The sequence below is a fragment of the Tabrizicola flagellatus genome (assembly GCF_046295235.1).
GTDB lineage: Bacteria > Pseudomonadota > Alphaproteobacteria > Rhodobacterales > Rhodobacteraceae > Tabrizicola > Tabrizicola flagellata_A.
This window is the reverse complement of sequence record NZ_JBKBLV010000048.1, coordinates 1-21041: the sequence shown is the minus strand read 5'-3', so window position 1 is coordinate 21041 and position 21041 is coordinate 1. Positions and strand designations below refer to the sequence as shown.

Annotated in this window: 22 protein-coding genes and 1 tRNA gene; 12 read left to right on the top strand and 11 right to left on the bottom strand. The window is 68.0% G+C overall.

What is annotated here, in order from left to right; all coding sequences use genetic code 11:
* Nucleotides 1-125: 125 nt before the first annotated feature.
* The 3 genes from ACK4IU_RS16640 (at nucleotide 126) to ACK4IU_RS16630 (ending at nucleotide 3603) form a co-directional block, all read left to right on the top strand.
* Complete coding sequence (locus ACK4IU_RS16640; RefSeq protein WP_409737304.1) at nucleotides 126-1424, top strand: HlyD family type I secretion periplasmic adaptor subunit; 1299 nt, start codon at nucleotides 126-128, stop codon at nucleotides 1422-1424.
* A 177-nt stretch (nucleotides 1425-1601) separates the two neighbouring features.
* On the top strand, nucleotides 1602-2543 hold the full coding sequence (locus ACK4IU_RS16635; protein WP_409737301.1) for a hypothetical protein: 942 nt from the start codon (nucleotides 1602-1604) through the stop codon (nucleotides 2541-2543).
* A gap of 91 nt (nucleotides 2544-2634) precedes the next feature.
* Nucleotides 2635-3603, top strand: coding sequence for an endonuclease/exonuclease/phosphatase family protein (locus ACK4IU_RS16630; protein WP_409737309.1), 969 nt, complete (start codon nucleotides 2635-2637; stop codon nucleotides 3601-3603).
* On the opposite strand, the gene ACK4IU_RS16625 is transcribed toward ACK4IU_RS16630, so the two are convergent.
* Nucleotides 3600-4475 carry an epimerase gene (locus ACK4IU_RS16625; protein ID WP_409737299.1) on the bottom strand — a complete coding sequence of 292 codons (876 nt, stop codon included), beginning with the start codon at nucleotides 4473-4475 and terminating at the stop codon, nucleotides 3600-3602. The two genes, ACK4IU_RS16630 and ACK4IU_RS16625, sit on opposite strands and share 4 nt — an antisense overlap.
* Before the next feature lie 97 nt (nucleotides 4476-4572).
* Here ACK4IU_RS16625 and ACK4IU_RS16620 point away from each other — a divergent pair, with 97 nt between their 5' ends.
* Together ACK4IU_RS16620 and leuB are read left to right on the top strand one after the other, a co-directional pair.
* Nucleotides 4573-5442, top strand: coding sequence for a LysR family transcriptional regulator (locus ACK4IU_RS16620; protein ID WP_409737296.1), 870 nt, complete (start codon nucleotides 4573-4575; stop codon nucleotides 5440-5442).
* Nucleotides 5443-5496: 54 nt separating this feature from the next.
* On the top strand, nucleotides 5497-6603 hold the full coding sequence (leuB, locus tag ACK4IU_RS16615) for a 3-isopropylmalate dehydrogenase (RefSeq protein WP_409737293.1): 1107 nt from the start codon (nucleotides 5497-5499) through the stop codon (nucleotides 6601-6603).
* A gap of 80 nt (nucleotides 6604-6683) precedes the next feature.
* On the opposite strand, the gene ACK4IU_RS16610 is transcribed toward leuB, so the two are convergent.
* Nucleotides 6684-8240 (bottom strand): Na/Pi cotransporter family protein, encoded by a 1557-nt coding sequence (locus ACK4IU_RS16610; RefSeq protein ID WP_409737290.1) that lies wholly within the window; start codon nucleotides 8238-8240, stop codon nucleotides 6684-6686.
* 127 nt (nucleotides 8241-8367) lie between these two features.
* On the opposite strand from ACK4IU_RS16610, the gene ACK4IU_RS16605 reads away from it, so the two are divergent.
* Both ACK4IU_RS16605 and ACK4IU_RS16600 read left to right on the top strand, forming a co-directional pair.
* Nucleotides 8368-9333 (top strand): DMT family transporter, encoded by a 966-nt coding sequence (locus ACK4IU_RS16605; protein WP_409737288.1) that lies wholly within the window; start codon nucleotides 8368-8370, stop codon nucleotides 9331-9333.
* Between the two features lie 47 nt (nucleotides 9334-9380).
* Nucleotides 9381-9457 (top strand) — tRNA-Pro (locus ACK4IU_RS16600).
* A 69-nt stretch (nucleotides 9458-9526) separates the two neighbouring features.
* On the opposite strand, the gene ACK4IU_RS16595 is transcribed toward ACK4IU_RS16600, so the two are convergent.
* The 7 genes from ACK4IU_RS16595 to ACK4IU_RS16565 form a co-directional block, all read right to left on the bottom strand.
* Nucleotides 9527-10390, bottom strand: coding sequence for an ornithine cyclodeaminase family protein (locus tag ACK4IU_RS16595; protein WP_409737306.1), 864 nt, complete (start codon nucleotides 10388-10390; stop codon nucleotides 9527-9529).
* A 32-nt stretch (nucleotides 10391-10422) separates the two neighbouring features.
* Nucleotides 10423-11046 carry an HAD family hydrolase gene (locus tag ACK4IU_RS16590; RefSeq protein WP_409737283.1) on the bottom strand — a complete coding sequence of 208 codons (624 nt, stop codon included), beginning with the start codon at nucleotides 11044-11046 and terminating at the stop codon, nucleotides 10423-10425.
* On the bottom strand, nucleotides 11036-11971 hold the full coding sequence (locus tag ACK4IU_RS16585; protein ID WP_409737280.1) for a DMT family transporter: 936 nt from the start codon (nucleotides 11969-11971) through the stop codon (nucleotides 11036-11038). The genes ACK4IU_RS16590 and ACK4IU_RS16585 overlap by 11 nt, the downstream gene beginning before the upstream one ends.
* A 73-nt stretch (nucleotides 11972-12044) precedes the next feature.
* Nucleotides 12045-12356 carry a hypothetical protein gene (locus ACK4IU_RS16580; RefSeq protein WP_409737277.1) on the bottom strand — a complete coding sequence of 104 codons (312 nt, stop codon included), beginning with the start codon at nucleotides 12354-12356 and terminating at the stop codon, nucleotides 12045-12047.
* Between the two features lie 81 nt (nucleotides 12357-12437).
* On the bottom strand, nucleotides 12438-12935 hold the full coding sequence (locus ACK4IU_RS16575; protein ID WP_409737274.1) for a CAP domain-containing protein: 498 nt from the start codon (nucleotides 12933-12935) through the stop codon (nucleotides 12438-12440).
* Nucleotides 12901-13731: an S-formylglutathione hydrolase gene (fghA, locus tag ACK4IU_RS16570; RefSeq protein ID WP_409737271.1), complete on the bottom strand. Its 831-nt coding sequence runs from the start codon at nucleotides 13729-13731 to the stop codon at nucleotides 12901-12903. The genes ACK4IU_RS16575 and fghA overlap by 35 nt, the downstream gene beginning before the upstream one ends.
* A complete protein-coding gene (locus ACK4IU_RS16565) occupies nucleotides 13728-14663 on the bottom strand; it encodes an AEC family transporter (protein ID WP_409737268.1) in 936 nt (311 codons plus the stop codon). Before ACK4IU_RS16565 ends, fghA begins: the two co-directional genes overlap by 4 nt.
* A 390-nt stretch (nucleotides 14664-15053) precedes the next feature.
* Here ACK4IU_RS16565 and ACK4IU_RS16560 point away from each other — a divergent pair, with 390 nt between their 5' ends.
* The 3 genes from ACK4IU_RS16560 to ACK4IU_RS16550 all read left to right on the top strand — a co-directional run bounded on the left by ACK4IU_RS16560 (nucleotide 15054) and on the right by ACK4IU_RS16550 (nucleotide 18606).
* On the top strand, nucleotides 15054-16667 hold the full coding sequence (locus ACK4IU_RS16560; RefSeq protein ID WP_409737265.1) for a serine/threonine protein kinase: 1614 nt from the start codon (nucleotides 15054-15056) through the stop codon (nucleotides 16665-16667).
* Nucleotides 16668-16790: 123 nt separating this feature from the next.
* A complete protein-coding gene (locus tag ACK4IU_RS16555) occupies nucleotides 16791-17549 on the top strand; it encodes an FHA domain-containing protein (protein ID WP_409737262.1) in 759 nt (252 codons plus the stop codon).
* On the top strand, nucleotides 17530-18606 hold the full coding sequence (locus ACK4IU_RS16550) for a protein phosphatase 2C domain-containing protein (protein WP_409737259.1): 1077 nt from the start codon (nucleotides 17530-17532) through the stop codon (nucleotides 18604-18606). The genes ACK4IU_RS16555 and ACK4IU_RS16550 overlap by 20 nt, the downstream gene beginning before the upstream one ends.
* A gap of 17 nt (nucleotides 18607-18623) precedes the next feature.
* Here the strand turns inward: ACK4IU_RS16550 and ACK4IU_RS16545 are convergent, their stop codons facing one another.
* Entirely contained in the window at nucleotides 18624-19319 is a 696-nt protein-coding gene (locus ACK4IU_RS16545) for a nitroreductase family protein (RefSeq protein ID WP_409737256.1), read from the bottom strand.
* Nucleotides 19319-20296 carry an iron exporter MbfA gene (gene mbfA, locus ACK4IU_RS16540; RefSeq protein WP_409737253.1) on the bottom strand — a complete coding sequence of 326 codons (978 nt, stop codon included), beginning with the start codon at nucleotides 20294-20296 and terminating at the stop codon, nucleotides 19319-19321. Before mbfA ends, ACK4IU_RS16545 begins: the two co-directional genes overlap by 1 nt.
* 153 nt (nucleotides 20297-20449) lie before the next feature.
* Between mbfA and ACK4IU_RS16535 the strand changes: the two genes are divergently transcribed.
* Together ACK4IU_RS16535 and ACK4IU_RS16530 are read left to right on the top strand one after the other, a co-directional pair.
* Nucleotides 20450-20623 (top strand): hypothetical protein, encoded by a 174-nt coding sequence (locus ACK4IU_RS16535; protein WP_409737250.1) that lies wholly within the window; start codon nucleotides 20450-20452, stop codon nucleotides 20621-20623.
* Between the two features lie 50 nt (nucleotides 20624-20673).
* Nucleotides 20674-21041: TetR/AcrR family transcriptional regulator (locus ACK4IU_RS16530; protein WP_409737247.1), on the top strand; the 368-nt coding region annotated here is incomplete at its 3' end.

The following is a 21041-nucleotide window of genomic DNA, read 5'->3' as shown; positions in this document are numbered from 1 at the left end:
CACCCCGAGCCATCGCGGGCAGTCAGCATGACAACCATCCCCGGTCCCCTGCCAAGACACAGGATCGCACCGTGGCAGCGATCCGCAAAGGCAGACGTCGAAACGCAAGAAGAAGGTAGGGCGGCATGACCGGTTCGCGGATCTCCATGCGCCGCCCGGTGATCCTGGGTCTGGCCGCAACGCTGGTGCTGGTGGCGGGCTTCGGGGTCTGGGCAACGACGACCCGGATCGCCGGTGCCATTGTCGCCCCCGGTCAGATCGAGGTGGAACAGGACCGCCAGGTCGTCCAGCACCCGGATGGCGGCGTGGTCGAGGAGATCCTGGTATCGGAAGGCGCGACGGTGGCGGCGGGGGATCCGCTGCTGCGGCTTGACGGGGCGGCGCTGCGGTCGGAGCTGACCATCGTCGAGGGCCAGCTGTCCGAGCTAGCCGGCCGCGCCGCCCGCCTGACGGCGGAACGCGACGGCTCTGACGCCCTGGAGTTTCCCGACGATATCCTGGCCCTCGCCGCCACTTCACCGGAAGTCGCTGCCCAGCTTGACGGGCAAAGACGCCTGTTCGAGGCCCGCAAGGCCACGCTTGCCGAACAGCGCGACCTTCTGTCCCGGCGCATCGACCAGATCCGCGCACAATCCGACGGAATCTCGGCGCAAAGGGCGGCGCTGGCCACCCAGCTTGACCTTGTCGAACAGGAGCTTGCCTCGCAGCAGAGCCTGCTCGACAGGGGTCTGGCGCAGGCGGGCACCGTTCTGGCGTTGCAACGCGAACAGGCGCGCCTGCAAGGCCAGCTGGGCGAACTTGCCGCCGAGCTTGCGCGCACCGAGGACCAGGTGACCGAGATCGAGATCGAGACTTCCAGCCTGACCACCCGCCGCCGCGAGGAAGCCACCGCCGAATTGCGCCAGATCGGCCCCACGACCCTGGAACTGGCCGAACGTCGCCGGGCACTGGCCGAGCGCATCGCCCGGCTTGAGATCCGGGCACCGGTCTCGGGCGTGGTCCTCGGCCTGCAGGTCACGACACCGCGCGCCGTCCTGCGCCCGGCCGATCCGGTCCTGTTCGTCATCCCCCAGGACCGCCCCCTCGTGATTACCGCCCGCATCGCGCCGATCCATATCGACGAGGTCGCCGTGGGGCAGGCGGCCGAACTGGTCTTTCCCGCCTTCTCGGCGCGCGACACGCCGCATCTGAAGGGCCGGGTCACGCTGGTTTCGGCCGACGCGCTGACCGATTCGCAGACCGGGGCCACCTACTACACCGCCGAACTGCAACTGGACGAAGGCGAGCTGGCCCGCCTTGGCGACCGCGTCCTCTTGCCCGGGATGCCGGTCGAGGTGTTCCTCCAGACCGGCCGGCGCACCCCGCTGGCCTATCTGGTGAAGCCTTTCACCGATTATTTCGTCCGCGCCTTCCGGGAAAGCTGAGTCCCGGCGGCTGTGCCGGGTCCGCGCCGAATTGTGCGGAAAAACAGCAATACTCCGGCAGAAGCACACGGACTGACCCTCAAATGGCCACAAAGCTTGGGCTAGATGGGGCTCAATCTTAGCGAGTCGGCAGAGACCGGGGCAGAATTGGACCGAATTGTGGCAAGCGGAACCGCAATGATCGAAGGATTGCGCAACAGGGTGCGGCTGGGCAGCGTCGCAGGCCCGGACAGCCGGGCGCGGCTGCTTCTGTCGCGCGCCACAGCTGCCGGGGTCCGCGCCTTCCTGGTGATGATCCTGATCGTCATGCCCTCGGTGATCCTGCCGGGCATCGGGACCGACACCAAGCAGATCGTCGCACTGGTCGCGCTCTTCGCCGGGGCGCTGGTGTTCTTCGAATACAATGCCGTCTATCCCAGCCTGATCGAGTTCCGTGACGGCGCGCCCTACAACCGCATCCGCTATCTGATGATGCTGACCGTCGTGGTCTTCCTTTCGGCCATCGTCGCCGACCTGGAAGCCTCGACAACCGTCACCCGGCTGTTCCACGCCATCGGTCTGATCATCGGCTCGGCGCTGGATTTTCCCTATTCGCCGGTGCGCCTTGCCAGCTACATGCTGGCCGACGACGCCAGCGCGACGCAGGTGGCGATGGTCAAGGTGGCGGCGGGCACCGCCTATATCGTCTCGCTCTTCTCGCTGGCGCTGTTCGTCATCGTGCTGAAGCTGGCCGGCTGGCCCTCGACGAAGAGCGCGTTCAACGTCTGGGTCAACCTGCCGACCTTCGAGCCGACGGCGGGCGGCGATGTCGTGGACCGGCTGGTGCGCGATTCGCATGCGAACCTTGCCGTGGGGTTCCTGTTGCCCTTCGTGATCCCCGCGCTGGTCGCGGTGCTGACCAAGGGCATCCCTGCCGAGACGCTGACCTCGCCGCAGACGCTGATCTGGACCATGGCGCTCTGGGCCTACATGCCGGCGGCGCTGATCATGCGCGCGGTCGCCATGGCGCGGATCGCCGACATGATCCGGATCAAGCGCGCAGCCAAGCTGGCCGTCCTGGGTTCGATCGAACCCTCGGCGCTGAACAAGGATGACGACGAGGACGACGACGATCTCTAGCCGGCTGCTGAGGCGCGCCGCGATCCTGGCCGGACTGGGCCTTGCGGGCGGCCCGGGGATGGCCGAGCCGCTGCGTATCGCCACCTGGAACATCGCGCTTGACCGGAAGGGTCCGGGCCTGCTGGTGCAGGATCTGAGCGAAGGCAACGACCCGCAGATCGCGGCTGCGGTCCGGGTGCTGGTCGCGCTGGAGGCGGATGTCGTTCTCCTGACGGCGGTGGACTACGACCGCGGCGGCATCGCCCTGCGGCTCCTGGCCGAGCGGTTGGCAGAGGCGGGGGCGCCCTACCCGCACCGGTTCGCCTTGCGCCCGAACACCGGGATGCAGACCGGCTTCGACGTGGACGGCGACGGGCGGACGTGGAACGCGCGCGATGCGCAGGGCTTCGGTCTCTTCTCGGGTCAGGGCGGGATGGCGATCCTGTCGCGCCTGCCGCTGGAGGCCGACGCCGCACGGGACTTCTCGGCCTTCCTCTGGCGCGACCTGCCGGGGTCGCTGAGCGACGACCCGCCCGACCTGGCCGCCGTGCAGCGCCTTGCCACGACCGGGTTCTGGGACGTGCCGGTCATCACCGACGCCGGGCCGCTGCACCTGCTGGCCTGGCATGCGACGCCGCCGGTCTTCGACGGGCCAGAGGACCGCAACGGCCGCCGCAATCACGACGAGGCGGCGTTCTGGCGGCTGTTCCTTGACGGAGCGTTGCCGATGCCCCCGCCGGATGCGCCCTTCGTCCTGTTGGGCGACGGCAACCTCGACCCCGCCGATGGCGACGGGCGGCGCGAGGGGATCGGGTCGCTGCTGGCCCATCCGGCGCTGCGGGACCCCGGGCCGCGCGGGACGCACGGGCGGGCCGAGCCGGGCCAGGCGGGCGATCCCGCGCTGGATACGGTGCTTTACACCGACCTCGGCGGGCTGAGGCTGGACTATGTGCTGCCCGCTTCGGCCCTGCGGGTGACGGCGGCCGGGGTGCTCTGGCCCGGGCCGGACGATCCCTTGTGGCCCGACCTGCAGGCCGCCTCGCGCCACTTTCCGGTCTGGGTGGACATCGACCTGCCCTAGATCAGCCCGTGCGCGCGAAGGTGGCGCGCGATCACCTCGTCCAGCGCGGTATCCTGCCAGTCGGGCAGCCAGCGGCGCAGGGGCGCGGGGTCGAGCGCGTGCGGGTGGTCGAAGAGGTAGAGCATCTCGCGCAGTTCGCGGGCCAGTTCCCAGACGGGACTCGCCAGGGTGAAGACCCAGCGCGGGAAGCGTCTGACGCGCATGGTGCGGCCCGACAGGCGGGTGATCCGCTCCGCAAGGTCGGAAATGGTAAAGGCGTGGCCCGCGAAGGGGATATCGGCATAGGCGGGCAGCGCCGAACCCAGCTCCACCAGGGACACCGCGGCGCGGGCCATGTCGGGCAGATAGGCATAGGCGTGAAGTGCGTCCGGGTCGCCCAGCGCCGTGACCCTGCCCTTCGCCACCTCACCCAGGATCACCCGGTTCATCACCATCTGCGGCGCCTGCGGCAGCAGGAAATCCCCGCCGCGCAACAGGATCGTCCGCTGGCCCTGGTCCGCCGCCGCCCGGTAGCGCGCCTCCATCTCGGCGCGGATGCGGCCCTTGCGGGCGACGGGGCGGTGCGGGGTGTCGGGACCCCAGGGGCCCGGCTCCATGCCGTAGGGATAGACATTGCCGGGGACAAGCAGGGTCGCCCCCGAGGCCCGCCCCGCCGCAAGGACCGAGGTGGTGATCTCGGGGATCAGCCGGTCCCAGTCGTGATAGGCGGGCGGGTTCAGCCCGTTGACGATGAGGTCGGCCCCCCGCGCCGCCGCGGTCATGTCGGTGCCGCGGGCATAGCGGCGGACCGTCCAGCCCGCACCCTGAAGCGCAAGCGCCACCTGCCCGCCAAACCCGCCCGAAGCGCCCAGAACCAGTGCCGTCCGTGTCATGCTGATCTCCTTTCGCCGTCTGGCGCGGATATGCCGGCAGCGACGACCAAAAGGAATTGCATGAAATCAACCATAGGCTATTCAATATCGCATGGACATGCCCGACTGGTCCCTGATCCGATCCTTCCTTGCCGTGGCCGAGGCCGGCTCGCTGTCGGCGGCCGCGCGGGCGACCGGGATCAGCCAGCCGACGCTCGGCCGCCATGTTCAGGCCATCGAGGCGGCGCTTCAGGTCGCCGTTTTCGCCCGCACCGCGCAGGGCCTGACTCTGACCGAGGCCGGCCAGGCCCTGATGCCCGCCGCCCGCGCCATGCAGGCCGCCGCCGCCGAACTGGCGTTGACCGCGCGCGGCCGTGCCGAGGGGATCGCCGGCACGGTGCGGATCACCGCGAGCCGCGTCGTGTCCTATGCGCTCTTGCCGCCGGTGCTGGCGCGGCTGCGGGCCGAGGAGCCGGGCATCCAGATCGACCTCGTCCCCTCGGACGCGACCGAGAACCTTTTGTTCGGCGAGGCCGACATCGCGCTGCGCATGTACCGGCCCACGCAGGGCGACCTGGTGGCGCGTCACATCGCCGACCTGAAACTCGGGCTTTACGCCGCGTGCAGCTATCTGGACCGCCGGGGCCGGCCGAGGGGGCCGGAAGACCTGGCCCGCCACGATTTCGTCGGGCAGGACCGGGGCGACCAGATCATCCGCGTTCTGCGCGGCATGGGGGTCGAGGCGGCGCGCAGCGACTTTCCGGTGCGCTGCGACGATCCGGTGACCTACATGCAGCTGGTGCGCGCGGGCTGCGGGCTGGGGGGCCTTCAGCGCGCGATCGGCGATGCCGACCCGGGGCTGGAGCGGCTGGACATCCTGCCCGACCTGCCCGTCCTACCGGTCTGGCTGACCGCCGCGCCCCGCCTGCGCCAGTCGCCGCGACTGCGCCGGGTCTGGGACGCCCTGGCCGGGGCCTTCGCCGCTTGAAACTTCCGGGCCGAAGGGCTAGGCCCACGGCGACCAATTCCAGCGGAGCATCCCATGGCGAACCCGTCCCTCCTGATCCTTGCCGGCGACGGCATCGGCCCCGAAGTCATGGCCGAGGTGAAGAAGATCATCGGCTGGATGGGCGACAAGCGCGGCATCCGGTTCGACGTGTCCGAGGACCTGGTCGGCGGCTGCGCCTATGATGCGCACGGCACGCCGCTGACCGACGCGACGATGGCCAAGGCGCAGGAGGTGGACGCCGTCCTTCTGGGCGCCGTGGGCGGGCCGAAGTATGACAGGCTGGACTTCTCGGTGAAGCCCGAGCGCGGCCTGCTGCGCCTGCGCAAGGAGATGGACCTGTTCTCGAACCTGCGCCCCGCCCAGTGCTTCGACGCGCTGGCCGATTTCTCCAGCCTCAAGCGCGAGGTGGTCGCGGGTCTCGACATCGTCATCGTGCGGGAACTGACCAGCGGGGTCTACTTCGGCGAGCCGCGCGGCATCTTCAAGGAAGGCAACGAGCGGGTGGGGATCAACACCCAGCGCTACACCGAAAGCGAGATCGCCCGGGTGGCCCGGTCCGCCTTCGAGCTTGCGCGGAAGCGCAGGAACAAGGTCTGCTCGATGGAGAAGGCCAACGTGATGGAATCCGGCATCCTATGGCGCGAGGTGGTGCAGGAGGTGCACGACCGCGACTACCCGGATGTGGAGCTGTCGCACATGTATGCCGACAACGGCGCGATGCAGCTGGTCCGCTGGCCCAAGCAGTTCGACGTGATCGTGACCGACAACCTGTTCGGCGACCTGCTGTCGGACTGCGCCGCGATGCTGACCGGGTCGCTGGGGATGCTGCCCTCGGCCAGCCTGGGCGCGCCGATGGCGAACGGGCGTCCGAAGGCGTTGTATGAGCCCGTGCATGGCAGCGCGCCCGACATCGCGGGCCAGGGCAAGGCCAACCCGATCGCCTGCATCCTGAGCTTCGCCATGGCGCTACGCTATTCCTTCGACCTCGGCGAAGAGGCGACCCGCGTCGAGAAGGCGGTCGAGAAGGTGCTGGCCGACGGTGTCCGCACCGCCGATCTGATGGGCCCCGAAGGCGGGACGCCGGTCTCGACGGCCCAGATGGGCGACGCCATCGTCGCCGCGCTGGACGCGAGCCTCTAGGCCCGGCTGCGCCCATTCACGGATCTCGTGCGCGCGTCGGCGGCCTGCCGGCGAGGAGTGCACGAAGTGCTCGACGAGCGTTACCGGGACGGCCCCATTGCCAAGGCCCGGTAATGCGCGATTCGTTCGGCATGGTCTGCCACCCGGTCCAGCCAGCGCAGCGCATCGGTCTCGCGGAAGACGTCGGACAGCTCGATCAATCCCGCATGTTCCCGCAACAGCGCGCCGCGCCGGTGCTGGCGGGCAAAGCCCTGCACCCGTTCCACCAGCCGCCGCGCCTGGTCGGGCCGCGGTCGTTTCCGCAAGGATGCCGCCACTGCCCGCGCAGGCCGCGCAAGCCGCGGACTGTCGGCCAGATGCGCGATCCGCTCCGCCTCGCGCGCCCGCGCGGACAGTCGCGCAAGGTGATCGGTCAAGTGCATCAGCGCCGACATCCGCGCAAGTTCTTCGGGCCGGTCTGGCGGAACATGCAGCCGGGACAGCCAAGTCTCCAGCCGCCGCAGTGCCGGGTCAAGCTGGTCCGGCAAGGCCGCAAGAGGCCCCGGATCCCGGCGGTCGCGCGGGGCAAGGGCGGCGGAAAGGGCAATGCCCGCCGCCACGGCCATCGCGTCGGCCGTTCGGACCGCCGCATCAAGCGCAGTCCCCGGATCCGACAGCAATCCGGGCTCGAGCGCGGCGGCAAGCGTCACCGGGCGCTCTGGCACAAGGCGCTCCACCAGCCTGGCAAAGCGCGCCGTCAGCGGCAGGAAGACCAGGGCACCGACCAGGTTGAACAGCGTGTGGAACAGGACAAGCGCGGTCTGGTCGTCCTGCGCGAGGAAGGTTGCATGCAGCACAGGCACCGCAAGGTCGAGCAGCGGAAAGGCCATCACGGCGGTGCCGATGTTGAACAGGAGATTGGCAAGCGCCGTCCGCCGCATCTCGACCCCGCCACCCGCCGAGGCCATGATCCCGGTCAGCGTCGTGCCCAGGTCCAGCCCGATCACGGCCGCAGCGGCCTGCGGAAAACTGATCGTGCCCGAGCCAAGAAAGACCAGCGCCATGGCCACCCCGGCAGAGGAGCTGTGCATGATCGCCGCCAGCCCGAGACCGAGCAGGACCATGAGCAACCGCCCGGTCCAGCCGTCGCCCGGCAGCTGGTCAGGAGTGATCAGCCCCTCGATCCCCGCCACCGATGACTGCATCAGGTCGAGCCCGATGAACAGAAGCGACAGCCCCGCCAGCATCCGGCACCAGCGCGCCAGCCGCCCTTCGCCGAAGATGCCGCCCAGCGCGGCGAGGAACAGCAAAGGCAGGGCCAGGGTCCCGAGCTTCAGCTTGATGCCGACCATGGCCACGATCCAGCCGGTCACGGTGGTCCCGACATTTGCGCCGAAGAGCACCCCGAGCGACTGGCCGAAACTGAGCAGCCCGGCCCCGACGAAACCGATCGCCATGATGGTCACCGCCGTCGAGGACTGGACCATCGCGGTGATCGCCGCGCCGCTGACCGCCCCCCGCAGGGGCGTGCGCGTCATGCGCAGAAGCCAGCGCCTCAGCCCCTCGCCCGCCAGGGAACGCAGAGCCGCCGTCATGGTCTCCATCCCGAACAGGAAGAGACCGATACCGCCCAGAAATCCAAGGATACCCCCGGTCATGCCGGGAAGGTGACCCAAGCCCGCCCCCATGGCAAGTCGCGCGGGCTTGAGGCTGCCGCCGCTATCTGCGACAAGGTGTCGGAGTGCGACCTGTCCCGCCCGGCGGGCAGCAACGGAAGTTCCGGCAATGACCGAAAATCTGAAGGGTGCGGCCCTGTCGCTGGCGGCTTTCGGTGCCTATGCCACCCATGATGTCGTGGTGAAGTATCTCGGCGGGCATTACTCCTCCTTTCAGACCATGTTCTTCGCCGGGTTGATGGGCTTTCCGCTCATCACGATCCTTCTCCTGAGTGACCGGCGCGATGGCACCCTGATCCCGCGGCACCCGTGGTGGACCGCGATCCGCACCGTCAGCGCGGTGGTGACGGGGGCGATGGGCTTCTATGCCTTCTCGGTCCTGCCGATGGCGACCTGCTATGCGATCTTCTTCGCCATGCCCCTGCTCATCACCCTGATGGCGATCCCCATGCTGGGCGAGAAGGTGGGCCTGCGCCGGGGCATAGCGGTCGTCGTGGGCCTTCTGGGCGTCATCATCGTGCTGCGGCCGGGCAGCGGCGACGGGTTCTCTCTGGGGCATCTCGCGGCGCTGGGGGCCGCAACGACGGGGTCGCTCTCCTCGGTCATCGTGCGCAAGATCGGGCGCGACGAACGGTCGGTCGTCCTGATGCTTTACCCTATGGTGCTGACCTTCATCGCCACCGGGGCGCTGATGCCCTTCGTCTATCGCCCGATGCCGGTAGAGGATCTGGGCCTGACTGCGGTGATGGCGCTTCTGGGCACGCTGGGCGCGCTGGCGTCGATCGCCGCCTACCGCGTGGCCGCCGCCGTCATCGTTGCCCCGATGCAGTATTCCCAGATCATCTGGGCCGCGCTTTACGGCTGGCTCTTCTTCAACGAAACCGTCGATCTCTACACCGGCATCGGCTCGGCCGTCATCATCGCCTCGGGCATCTACATCGTGCTGCGCGAGGGCACGCCCGAGGTCAGCCAGAACCGCCCCGTGCTGGAGAACCGCTCGCGCTGGGAAATCGGGACGCTGCCGCGGATCTCGACCTGGTTCAAGCGGCTGGAAAGGGGCGGCGATCAGGCGTGAGGCCTCTTGCCAAAGCGCGGCGGACGGGATAACCCCCCCGCATCGGTCGGAGCGTAGCGCAGTCTGGTAGCGCACCTGCTTCGGGAGCAGGGGGTCGGAGGTTCGAATCCTCTCGCTCCGACCAGTTTCCCGGATTTCCTCGGCGATGACCCCCAAGAATTTTCGGCGAAAATTCTTGGGTCTCGCAGTCGTCTCAGCGCCGCGCCGCCCAGGCTCGGGCGATGTAGTCGGCGGTCATCAGGTCCAGATGCGCGCCGCCGCCGTTCTTGGCGATGGTGATCTCGTCATCGGATCGCCGCGCGAACAGCGTGGGGTCGTCGTAGAAATCGGCGATGATATCGGCCTCGGTGATCGCGCCCGAGGCGATGGGGTCGATCAGTTCGCCGATGTGGTGGATCGTGGTGGCGCGGCTGTCCACGAACAGGCGCGCGCGCTGCATAGCGCGGTCGTCCACCTCGCGCATGCCGGGCTTGTAGGCGCCGATCAGGTCGAGGTGCTGGCCGGGTTGCAGCCAGTCGCCCCGGATCAGCGGCTCGGTCGCCATGGTGGCGGTGCAGATCACGTCGGCCTTGCGCACCGCCGTCTCCAGATCCTCGGCCACGGCCAGGCCCATCGCCTCGGCGCTGGCGCGGCTGCGGCTCCAGACGGTGAAGCGGGCCTCGGGGAAGATCGCGGAATAGGCCTCGACCATGCTGCGCGCCACCGCCCCGGCGCCGACCAGCAGGAAGTTCCGCGCGTCCTTCCGCGCCAGCCGCGAGGCCGACATAAGGCTGTCCCCGGCCGTCTTCCACTTGGTCACCAGATGGAAATCGACGATGGCGGACAGATCGCCGGTAACGTCGTCGAACAGCGTCACCGCCCCGAAGATGGTGGGCAAGCTGCGGGCCGCGTTGCCCGGAAAGATCGTCGCCACCTTGACCAGCGCGCCCAGCCCGTCGATCCAGGCCGCGCGGTCCAGAAGCGTATCCGCGCCGCGATAGAGAAACATGTCCCTTATCTCGGCCCTCGGCATGCGGTGGCCGGCCTCGAAGGCCCGAAGCAGCCCCGGCCAGGTCATGTACGCCTCGGCCTCTTTCGGAACGATCTCGGTCACAGCCCTGCCTCCTCCTTCGTCAAGAGCCCCTCGGCCACCAGCCGCGCGGCCCAGCCCTGCCAGCTTTCGAACTGATGGGTGCGCCAGCCGCGGCGGGCGGCGGCGGTGATGTTCTCGGCCTTGTCGTCGGTAAAGATCAGCCTGTCGGGCGGAAGGCCACAGTCGTCCTCCACCGCCTGATAGATGCGGGGGTCGGGTTTCGACACCCTGAGGCGGCCCGAGACATATTCCCGGTCGAACTCGTTCAGGAAATCCAGGAGGCTACGCGCGGCTTCATAGGAATGGCTGCCGAAGTTGGTCAGGCAGAAGACCGGCACCCCCTTCGCCCGCAGCGCACGAAGAAGCGCGATGGAGCCTTCGATCCGGGGGCTTGCCAACTCGATCCAGCGGTCATGCCACAGGCGGATCTCGGGCGCCCAGCCAGGGTGGCGGTCGGCCCAGTCGTAGATGGTCTCGCGGAAGGGCCCGCCGTCGTCGATCAGCGCGTTCATGCCGATCAGGTCGACCTCAGAGAACAGCGCGCGGCGGCGGTCGGGTCCGATCACCCGGTCGTAGAAGGCCTCGGGCTGCCAGCCGGTCAGCACGTTGCCGATGTCGAAGATCACCGCCTCAGGCTGCATCGCTTTCCCGTTTGCGCACCGTTTCCCGCCAGATCACATAAAGGCCGGAGCCGCAGATGAGCGCAATCCCCACCCAGGATACCGCGTCGGGGAAGGTGCCGAAGACCACCAGCCCCCAGAAGATCGCCAGCGGCATGCCGACATATTCGAAGGGCGCGATCAGCCCGGCCTCGGTTGTGCGGTAGGCCTGCGTCACCATCATCCCGCCGATTCCGACCGACAGGCCGGTGGCGAGGAAGATCGGCCAGTCCTCGACCGGCGGCCATATCCAGGGGCGGAACAGGAAGGCCCAGATCCCGTCCTCAGCGGCCAGGTGGCCGTCGCCGGCAAAGGCGCCCATCGCGAGGCTGACGAAGATGAAGCCGATCTGGACGTAGAAGGACAGGGTCATCGCGCTTTCCGTGCCGCCCATGTGTCGGGCCAGCAGGTTGCCCGAGGCGTAGAGGACCGCCGAGATCAGGACCAGAAGCGCGGCGGGCTGGGTCACGCCAGATCCGGGGCGCAGCATGACGATCACGCCCAGCATGCCGACGATGACCGCGGCCCAGCGCCGGGGGCCGACCTTTTCGCCCAGGAACAGGATCGACAGGAGCGTGATGATGATCGGGCTGACATAGGCCACCGCCACCGCATCGGCCAGGTCCATGACGGCAAGGCCGGTAAAGTAGGTCACGTTCGACAGCATGACGATGGCGACGCGCGCCAGGTGTGTCGCGGGGCGCTGCGTGCGCAACTGCGCCCAGCCCCGGTCCGACCAATGGATCATCGCCAGGATGAAGGCCATGGCGACCATGGCGCGGATCAGGATCACCTGGTGCAGCGCATAGCCGCCCGACAGGAACTTGATCGAGACATCGTTGACCGAGAAGATCAGCGTGCCGCCGATGGCGAAAAGGATGCCGGTCAGGGCGGGAGAACGGGCCATTGCGGCAGAGAAGCCCCGGTCCCCGGTTCCGTCTGTCCCGCCCGCGACATCGCATGACGCGGGCAGGCGCGGTTCAGGGGTTGGGGGCTGGGGCGGCGGTGCCGGCTTCGGCCGCGCCTCCGGTCGCCGGTGCGGGACTGGTCGCCGCCGCTGCCGCAGCCGCGGCAGTGGCGCTTTCGAGTTCCGCGCCCAGCTTGTCCATCTGGGCCTGCAACTCGGTCACCTGCTTTTCCAGCGCGGCCTTCTCGGCTTCCTTGGCAACCAGGGCTGCCTCCTTCGCCTGAACTTCGACCTGAAGCGCGGCGACCTTCTGGCTGGACTGGTAGGCGTAAAACCCCAGAATGGCCAGCGACGCCACCATGATGGCAAGAACGAGATTCTTCATCCGATTTCCCCAGTCCGTCTGCTGCGCGCACCTGACCACAAGCGCGGCCACCGCACAAGCCGGTCCAGGAGGCACGGCGGCTCAGCCGGGCGCGGCGAAGACCTGGACCCAGTAATAGCGCAAGGGCGCCCGGTTGCCGCGGATGGGGCGGTCGTCCGGCTGGTAGACCAGCGCGATCCCGGTTTCCCGCATGGCGCAGTTCAGCATGTTGCGGCGGTGTCCGGCGCTGTTCAGCCAGCTGCGCACCACCTCGGTTGCCGATTTCTGCCCGGCCGCGATGTTCTCGGCCGCCGTACGATAGTCGTAGCCCTGCCGCTTGATCCGGCTGGAAAAGCGGCTGCCGTCCTTGCCGGCATGGCCGAAGAAGTTCTGTTCCGCCATGGCGCGGGCATGTGACCGGGCGGCCGCCATCAGCTTGGGATTTGCCCGCAATGGCGCGCAGCCGGCCTTGGCCCGGACCGCGTTCACCGCCGACAGCACGCTCTCGGCAGGGCCGGCCGCGACCGGTGCGGCAAGCGCCACCGACAGCGACAGGACAAGCGCGCTAAGCCAGGAAAGCCTGGGCGTGGAAGGACACATGGTCCTCCATGAAGGTCGATACGAAGAAGTAACTGTGGTCATAGCCCTTCTGCATCCGGAACGTCCCCCCCTGGCGCACCGCAGCCATAGCTTCGGCCAGCGCCTCGGGGCGGAGCTTGTCGAGGAACTGGTCGGAGGTCCCCTGGTCCACCAGAATCGGACCATCGAACCCCCGGCGCCGCATCAGCAGGGTGGCATCATGCGCCGCCCAGGACGACTCGTCCGGGCCGAGATAGGCGGAAAGTTGCGGACGACCCCAATCGCTCGCCGTCGGGTTGCAGATCGGGGCGAAGGCCGAGACCGATTTGAAGCGGCCCGGAAAGCTCATCGCGATGGTCAGCGCGCCGTGGCCGCCCATGGAATGGCCGGTGATGGCCTGCGCCTCCTCGGCCAGCGGGAAGGCGTTGAACAAGAGGCGCGGCAGTTCCTCGGTCACATAGTCCCACATCCTGAAATGCGGGGCCCAGGGGGCCTGGGTCGCGTTGACGTAGAAGCCCGCCCCCTGCCCCAGCGCGAAGTCGGGGTCGTCGGCAACGACCGCGCCGCGGGGCGAAGTGTCGGGGAAGCAGATGGCGATGCCCGCCTCGGCCGCCCAGCGCTGCGCGCCGGCCTTTATCATCGCGTTCTCGTGCGTGCAGGTCAGGCCCGAGAGGAACCAGAGCAGAGGCACCGGCCCGTCCTCGGCCTGGGCGGGCAGGAACAGCCCGAAGGTCATGTCGCAGGCGCAGGCGAGCGAAGGGTGGCTGTAGACGCCCTGAACCCCGCCGAAGGCCCGGTTTTCCGAGATGGTCTTCATATGTAGCCTCCCTGGCTGAGGAGCGCGATCACCGCCGTCACCGTCAGCACCGAGGCGGCGGTGGACAGAAGGATCGCGGTTGAAACCCGTTGCGGCGCAACGCGGTAGTGCTGCGCCAGGATGAACACGTTGCCCGCGACCGGCAGGGCAGCCGCAGCGATCATCACCCCGGCCTGATAGCCCGTGACGCCCAGAAGCCAGCAGGCCCCCGCCACGGCGGCAGGATGCAGGAAAAGCTTGGCAAAGGACAGCCAGGCCGCGACCTCGACCCGTTCCGCCGACCGTCCCGCAAGCGAGGCGCCGATGGCGAACAGCGCGCAGGGCGTGGCGGCAGCGCCAAGGAGTGTCAGGAACTCGTTCACCGGCCCGGGCAGCGCGAGGCCGGTCGCGCCCCAGCCGATGCCGAGGACGACCGAGACGATCATCGGGTTCTTCGCCAGGCCAGTGGCGAGGATGCCGAAAGTCTGCGCGCTGACCCGGCCGGCGCGCAGGCCGGTGATCGCCATGGTCAGGATCGAGGAGAACACGATCAGGTCCACCGCCAGCACGAGCAGCACCGGCCCCACCGCCTGCGGCCCCAAGAGCAGCGCCAGCATCGGGATGCCCAGGAAGCCCACATTGCCGATGACCCCGGTATGCGCCTCGAACACCGCTTCCTCGGGGCTGGTTCGGCGCGCAAGGGCCACGCCGGCGACGATCAGCCAGACGGCAGAGGTCGCCAGGAGATAAGCGAAGACGAAGGGCCAGGAGAAGATCGCCGCCACGTCGAGATTCGCGGCGAAGCCGAACAGCATGGCCGACAGGGCAAAGTAGAAGACGAAGCGGGTGAGGTAGGACGTCGCCTCCTCGGAGAAGAAGCGTGTGCGCCCGGCCAGGTAACCGAGGCCGATCACGGCGAAGAAGGGCAGGGTCTTCAGAAGGATCGCCAGCATGCCCGCACAGGTGTCACGCGCGGGCGGAAAGGGCAAGGCATCCGGTCGGGAATCGGTCGCCGGACCCGCGGGCGAAGGAGATGGGCACCAAGGGCAGGCCCCCGGCCCGCCAGAACCCGCTGTGGCAAAACCGGGGCACGCTGGCCGGCGCGGATTGTTTTGCCGAGGAGTACACAAATTGGGTTTCGCTGGGAAATCCCCACAACCACTAGCCGTACCGTCGCTTCACCCGGCGGGATTGCGGCCGAATCCCATCACTCAAGGTTGTGCGATTGTGGCGAAAAACGAACGAAATCCCTTCACGTTTTGGCCCAACTCATTGGCTAATCCTGAAGGATGCCGCGCGCGCCTTTCGGGGGAAGGGCGCCGTCCGGTCAACCGGGAATTGCAATGACCGCTGCCGCACTGAAGATCGACCGCGAGGATGCCGGACCCAGCTCGGACGAGCTGCCCGCGGGCACGAAACTGCTGTTCGGACAGTATACCATAAAGTCCTTCGTCAACAGCGGCGGCTTCGGGATCGTATACTTGGCCATCGATTCGCTCGACCGGACGGTGGTGATCAAGGAATGTTTCCCTTCTGCCTTCTGCCGCCGCATCGGCCAGACGGTCGGCGCCCGGTCCCGGTCGCAGCAGGACGACTTCCGGGCCGCCGTCCGGCAGTTCGTCCAGGAAGCCGTGACGCTGTCGCAGCTGGACCACCCGAACATCGTCAAGGTCCATCAGGTTTTCGAGTGCAACGAAACCGCCTACATGGCGATGGACTACATCGAAGGCTACGACCTGTTGCAGACGGTCGAGGGCAGCGCGCCGCCCCTGCGCCCGAAGGAGATCATCGCCCATCTGACGACCATGCTGGACGCCATCGGCCACGTTCACGCCCAGGGGCTTCTGCATCGAGACATCTCGCCCGACAACATGCTTCTGGACCCGCGCAAGGGCCAGCCGGTGCTGATCGACTTCGGCGCCTCGCGCAAGGAAGTGACCCGGAAAAGCCGGGCGGTTTCCGGGCTGCGCGTGGTCAAGGACGGCTACTCGCCGCAGGAGTTCTATGTCGTCGGCAGCAAGCAGGCCCCGTGCAGCGATCTCTACGCGCTAGCGGCCAGCTTCTACCACCTGATTTCGGGCGAAACGCCCAAGACCTCGCAGGAACGGCTTGCCGCGCTGGCCGGGCGCGAGGGCGATCCCCTGCGGCCATTGGCAGGCAGGTTCCGCGGCTATCCGACCCCGTTTCTGGCTGCGATCGACAAGGCGATGGCGATCTTCCCCCGCGACCGGCTGCAATCGGTCGAGGAATGGCGCGCCATGGCGGGTCTGCCTGGCGGTGGCGCGGTGTCTATGCCGGTCGCCTCTGCCGTCGCGTTGCCGGCAGCTCCGGCGCCCGTGCGCCCCGATGTCGCCCAATTCCCCGCCGAGATCGCTGCGCCCCGACCGGAACCGGCAGCGCCATCGACCGCCGGAGTCAGCATTGCGCAGCCAGCGACCACGGACGCGGAACCGGCTTCTCGCGCCGCCGAAGCCGGCAGCCGCGGCCTGGACGCCCGTTGGCCCGCACCGGGCAGGCTGGTGGCCGGGGCGGCTGTGGCCGTTGCACTTGTGGCCGGCCTTCTGGGACTGACCGGCCATCTGTCGCCCGGCAAGGCGCCGGTTGCTCAGCCCTCGGCGGCGCTGACCGTTGCCACGACCACCGAGACGCCTGCCGCCAAGACCCTGCAGGTGGTGAACATGCTGCGGCTTCCGAATGGTCTGACGTTCGAGGCCGACGATACCGCGACCGGCACTCAGACCGTGGTTGCCGAGGTGCCGGCTGGCGCCGAGACAACCCTGGAACCGGGCGACGTGCTGCTGATCTATTCGGCATCCGGCGAGATGCTGGGCAGCGCCACCGCGCTTCGCGACATTCTCCAGCGCGAATTCCAGCAGGGCGTGTCAACTTATGGTTTTGTCGTGCGGCGTGGTGCAAGTACAGTGGATGCAGAATTCCGGCTTGGGGTGGCAGGTTGACCCTGCGGCAATTGACAATCTGGACGGGGAGAAACCATCGTGAAGTTCCTGCGCTCTATCTTCGGTGAAACGGACGATACGGGGTCGGCGCCTGGCACGGTCGAAGCGGGTCCGGATCCTGTCATGGCAGCCCTGGCGGAGCTGGAAGTGAAACGCCTGCGCGAGGCACTGGCCGCCGCCTCCCCTACACCGGCTCCGGCCGCTGCGCCCGAAGCGGAACCCACCGGCGAGGTCACGGTCGCGCGGCCCGTCCGTGTGGTCAAGGCCAAGGCGCCGCTGCCGGAGGGTGTTGCCCCACCCGCGCGCAACATCTGGGAGATCGAGGACGAAGCCCCGGCGGCCGCCCGCGAGGCCGCTGCGGCTCCGCCGCGTCGGCCCACCCGCACCAAGACCCGCGTTCTTGGTTTCGAGGCCCAGCCGGAAGTGGTGATACCGCTGTTCGAGGGCGCTGAAGGCGTGCCGATCGGCGCCGCCACACCGGCACCCGGCAAGGGCTATGTGATGTTCCCGGCCGGCTGGCTTGTCATCAAGGACGGCCCCGGCAAGGGTGCCTCCTTCGCGCTGACCGAGGGCGTGTCGCAGATCGGTCGCGGTGCGGACCAGACGGTCTCGCTCGACTATGGCGACATGGCGATCTCGCGGCATAACCACGCCGCGATCGCCTATGACGGCAAGACGCACGAATTCCACATCGGCCATGGCGGCAAATCCAACCTGGTGCGGCTGAACGGCCGCCCGCTCCTTTCGACTGAACCGGCCAAGGATGGCGACGAGATTCAGATCGGCGAGACGACGCTGGTTCTGAAGGTCCTCTGCACGCCCGAGTTCAACTGGTCCACCTACCAGGAAGAGGGAGACGCGCATGATATGGCGATCGCGTGAACCGCGTTATGACGTCGCCTCGGGCATAAGCCAGGGCGCGCGCGACTACCAGGAGGACGCGATCACGGCCGATTTCCCGGTTGGCGCCGAGGCTGGTTTCGTCGTGCTCGCCGATGGCATGGGCGGTCATGCGGCCGGGGACGTGGCGTCCAAGATCGTGCTGACCGAGGTCTACTCCGAGCTGAAGTTCCATTTCGCCGATGTCGATGCCTTCGAGCGGCGGGCCCCCGAGATCCTGCGCAACGTGGCCGAGTTTGCCAACCAGACCCTGCGCAACCATGCCGAGAGCCACCCCGAGACCGAAGGCATGGGGGCGACCCTGGTGGTGCCGGCCCTGGTCGAGAACCGGTTGTGGTGGATCTCGATTGGCGATTCTCCGTTGTTCCTGTTCCGGGACGGCCGGTTGAGCCAGCTGAACGAGGACCACTCGATGGCCCCGCAAATCGACTTCATGGTGCAGGCCGGTTTGCTGGACGCCCGGATCGCAGCCTGCCATCCCGATCGCAACTGTCTGATGTCGGTGCTGATGGGTTCGGCGATCTCGAAGGTGGACTGCCCGTCCGAACCCCTGGAACTGAAGGCCGGCGACATCGTCATCTGCGCGTCCGACGGCCTGCAATTCCTGAGCAATGCCCAGATAGAGAAGGTGCTGAACCGGTATCGCAAGTCGCGATCGACCGAGATCGCCGAGCGGCTGCTGGAAGAGATTCACCGCCTGGACGATCCCGACCAGGACAACATCAGCTTTACCGTCATCAAGGTGAATGACGCCTCGGCACGGCCCAGGGCAAGCCACCGCCCGCAGGAGTCCGTCGCGGTCGCCCGGCCGCGCGGGTTGACGAAGGTCGTGGCCGATCCCGGCCTGTTGCCCATCCCGGAACCCAGCCCCGCACCGGACCTGCACCCCGAGGAGTTCACCGCCATCGTCAGCCTTCCCATGGCCGAGGCGGTCGCCATGGAGATCCCTCCGCCCGGGGATGCCGCGCCCGACAGCCCGGAAGAGACGGAAGAACCGGCCGTCGTCGTCGTGCCGCGACGGTTCGCGGCCCTGGCCTGAGGGCACGGGGTCCGCGTTCAGGGGCGAAAGACGCTCATGATCCTGTCCAGCGGCTTTTTCCGCTTGGCAACCTCGGGCACGGTGGCGCTGTCCGCCGGATAGCCGACCGGAAGTATCATCACCGGTTTCTCGTGCTCGGGCCTTTCGCACAGGGGACCAAGGAACTTCATCGGGTTGGGCGTGTGTTCAAGGCAGACGAGCCCGGCGTGATGGATCGCCGTGATCAGGATGCCCGTGGCGATACCGACGCTCTCCGGCACATAATAGTTCTTGTAGCGCGTCCCGTCCTCGGTCAGCCCGTAGCGTTGGGCAAAGACCACGATCAGCCAGGGCGCATCGGTCAGATGCGGTTTCGACACGCCGGTCCCGATGGGCTCCAGCGCGGCAAGCCATTCGTCCCCGGCGCCCCCGGAATAGAAGGCGCGCTCCTCTTCCTCGGCCCCCGCGCGGATCCGCGCCTTCATCGCCGGATCGCCGATCGCCACGAAATGCCAGGGCTGGTGGTTCGCCCCCGAGGGCGCCGTGCCGGCCGCCGCGACACAGGCGGCGATCACCGCCTCGGGCACCGGCCGGGTCGAGAAATCGCGCACCGAATGGCGTTTGCGCATGTAGGCGAGGAACCCGGTCGCGGCCGCGAGCGACCGGTCCTCGTCCATCTGCACCCGGTCGGGCAGCGGCAGGGCGCGGTAGGTCACTTCGCCCTTGCGATACATCACCCGCCCCCGATCAGCACCCCGGCGGCAAAGACCAGCGCGCCACCCAGCACCACCTGCAGCGCCGCGCGGAGGAACGGGGTCTCCATGTAGCGGTTCTGGATCCACGCGATCGCCCAGAGCTCGACGAAGACCACGATCATGGCGATGGTGGTCGCGGTCCAGAACTCCGGGATCAGGTAAGGCAGCGCATGGCCGAGACCGCCGACTGCGGTCATCACGCCCGAGGCGAGGCCCCGTTTCAGCGGCGAGCCACGGCCCGACAGCACGCCGTCGTCATGTGCGGCTTCGGTGAAGCCCATCGAGATCCCGGCCCCGACCGAGGCCGCGGCCCCGACGAGGAAGGTCGTCCAGGTGTTCTGCGTGGCGAAGGCCGTCGCGAAGATCGGCGCGAGCGTCGAGACCGAGCCGTCCATCAACCCCGCCAGCCCCGGTTGCACCCAGGTCAGGATGAACTGGCGCTTCGCGGTCCGGTCTTCCTCGCTGCGGGCGTCGTCCGGCAGATGGGTCGCCTCCAGATCCTCTGCATGGCGCTCGTGGCTCGCCTCGGCCGCTGCAAGATCGCCCAGAAGCTTGCGGGTCGCCGCATCCTGGGTGCGGGCGGCGGCGCGCAGGTAGAAGTCCTGCGCCACTTTCTCCATCGCCGCCGCCTCGCCGCGCATCGTCTCGAGCGACAGGGTCTGCGACAACCAGACCGGGCGGCGGGCATAGAAGCCCGCGACATGTTCGCGCCGGATCAGCGGGATCACCTCGCCGAAGCGCGCGCGGTGCAGGTCGATCAGGCGCTGGCGATGGCCGTCCTCTTCAAGCGCCATACCGTCGAACACTGCCGCCGAGGCGGGGTAATCGGCGCGCAGCCGTTCCGCAAAGCTGCGGTAGATGCGGGCGTCGTCCTCTTCGGACGAGATCGCCAGCGCCAGCACCTCCTGTTCCGAGAGGTCGGAGAAGCGGCGGCGGAAGGTCAGTGAGGACAGCATCAAGGCACCCATTCTGGAACGATTCTAATCTAGCCGGCTCATCGGCGGGCGCAACGCGATAATCTGAACTCTGTCGTTCAGAATCGTCTTGCCAGACTGAACTGTAGAGTTTAGAAACGAATCTGAACCGAAGAGTTCAAAATGGAGATCGAAATGGACCGCTTCGCGCTTGCCCTCGCCGTCACCCTGTCGCTTGCCATCCCGGCCTCGGCGCAGTCGCTGACCATCCTGCTGCCTTCGCTGAGCTTCCCGACCGAAACGGTCACACCCTCGAGCAAGGGCTGCGAGGCGCCTCAGGCCGGAACGACGTGCCAGCCGGCCGAGTGAGGCTTGCCGCGCCGGACCGCGATGCACTATGGTCCCTTGCAGGGGGACCGATGAACGTAGCTGCCGATCACGGGGTCCGGCGTGGCCGGAAGTTCGACCAGGTTCTTGACGGCGCCCGCAAGGTTTTCCTGCGTGACGGGTTCGAGAGGGCCTCGGTCGATGACATCGCCCGCGAGGCGGGCGTGTCGAAGGCTACGATCTACGCCTATTTCCCCGACAAGCAGCTCCTGTTCCTGGAAGTCGCGCGCTGCGAGTGCCACCGCCAGACCGACGAGGCCGAAGCGATGGTCGAAGGCGACGTGCCGGTGCAGGTGGCGCTGACCATCGCGGCGGAACGGATCGTGGCCTTCCACCTGTCGGATTTCGGCCAGCGCATGTTCCGCATCGTGGTGGGCGAGGGCGAGCATTTTCCGGGGCT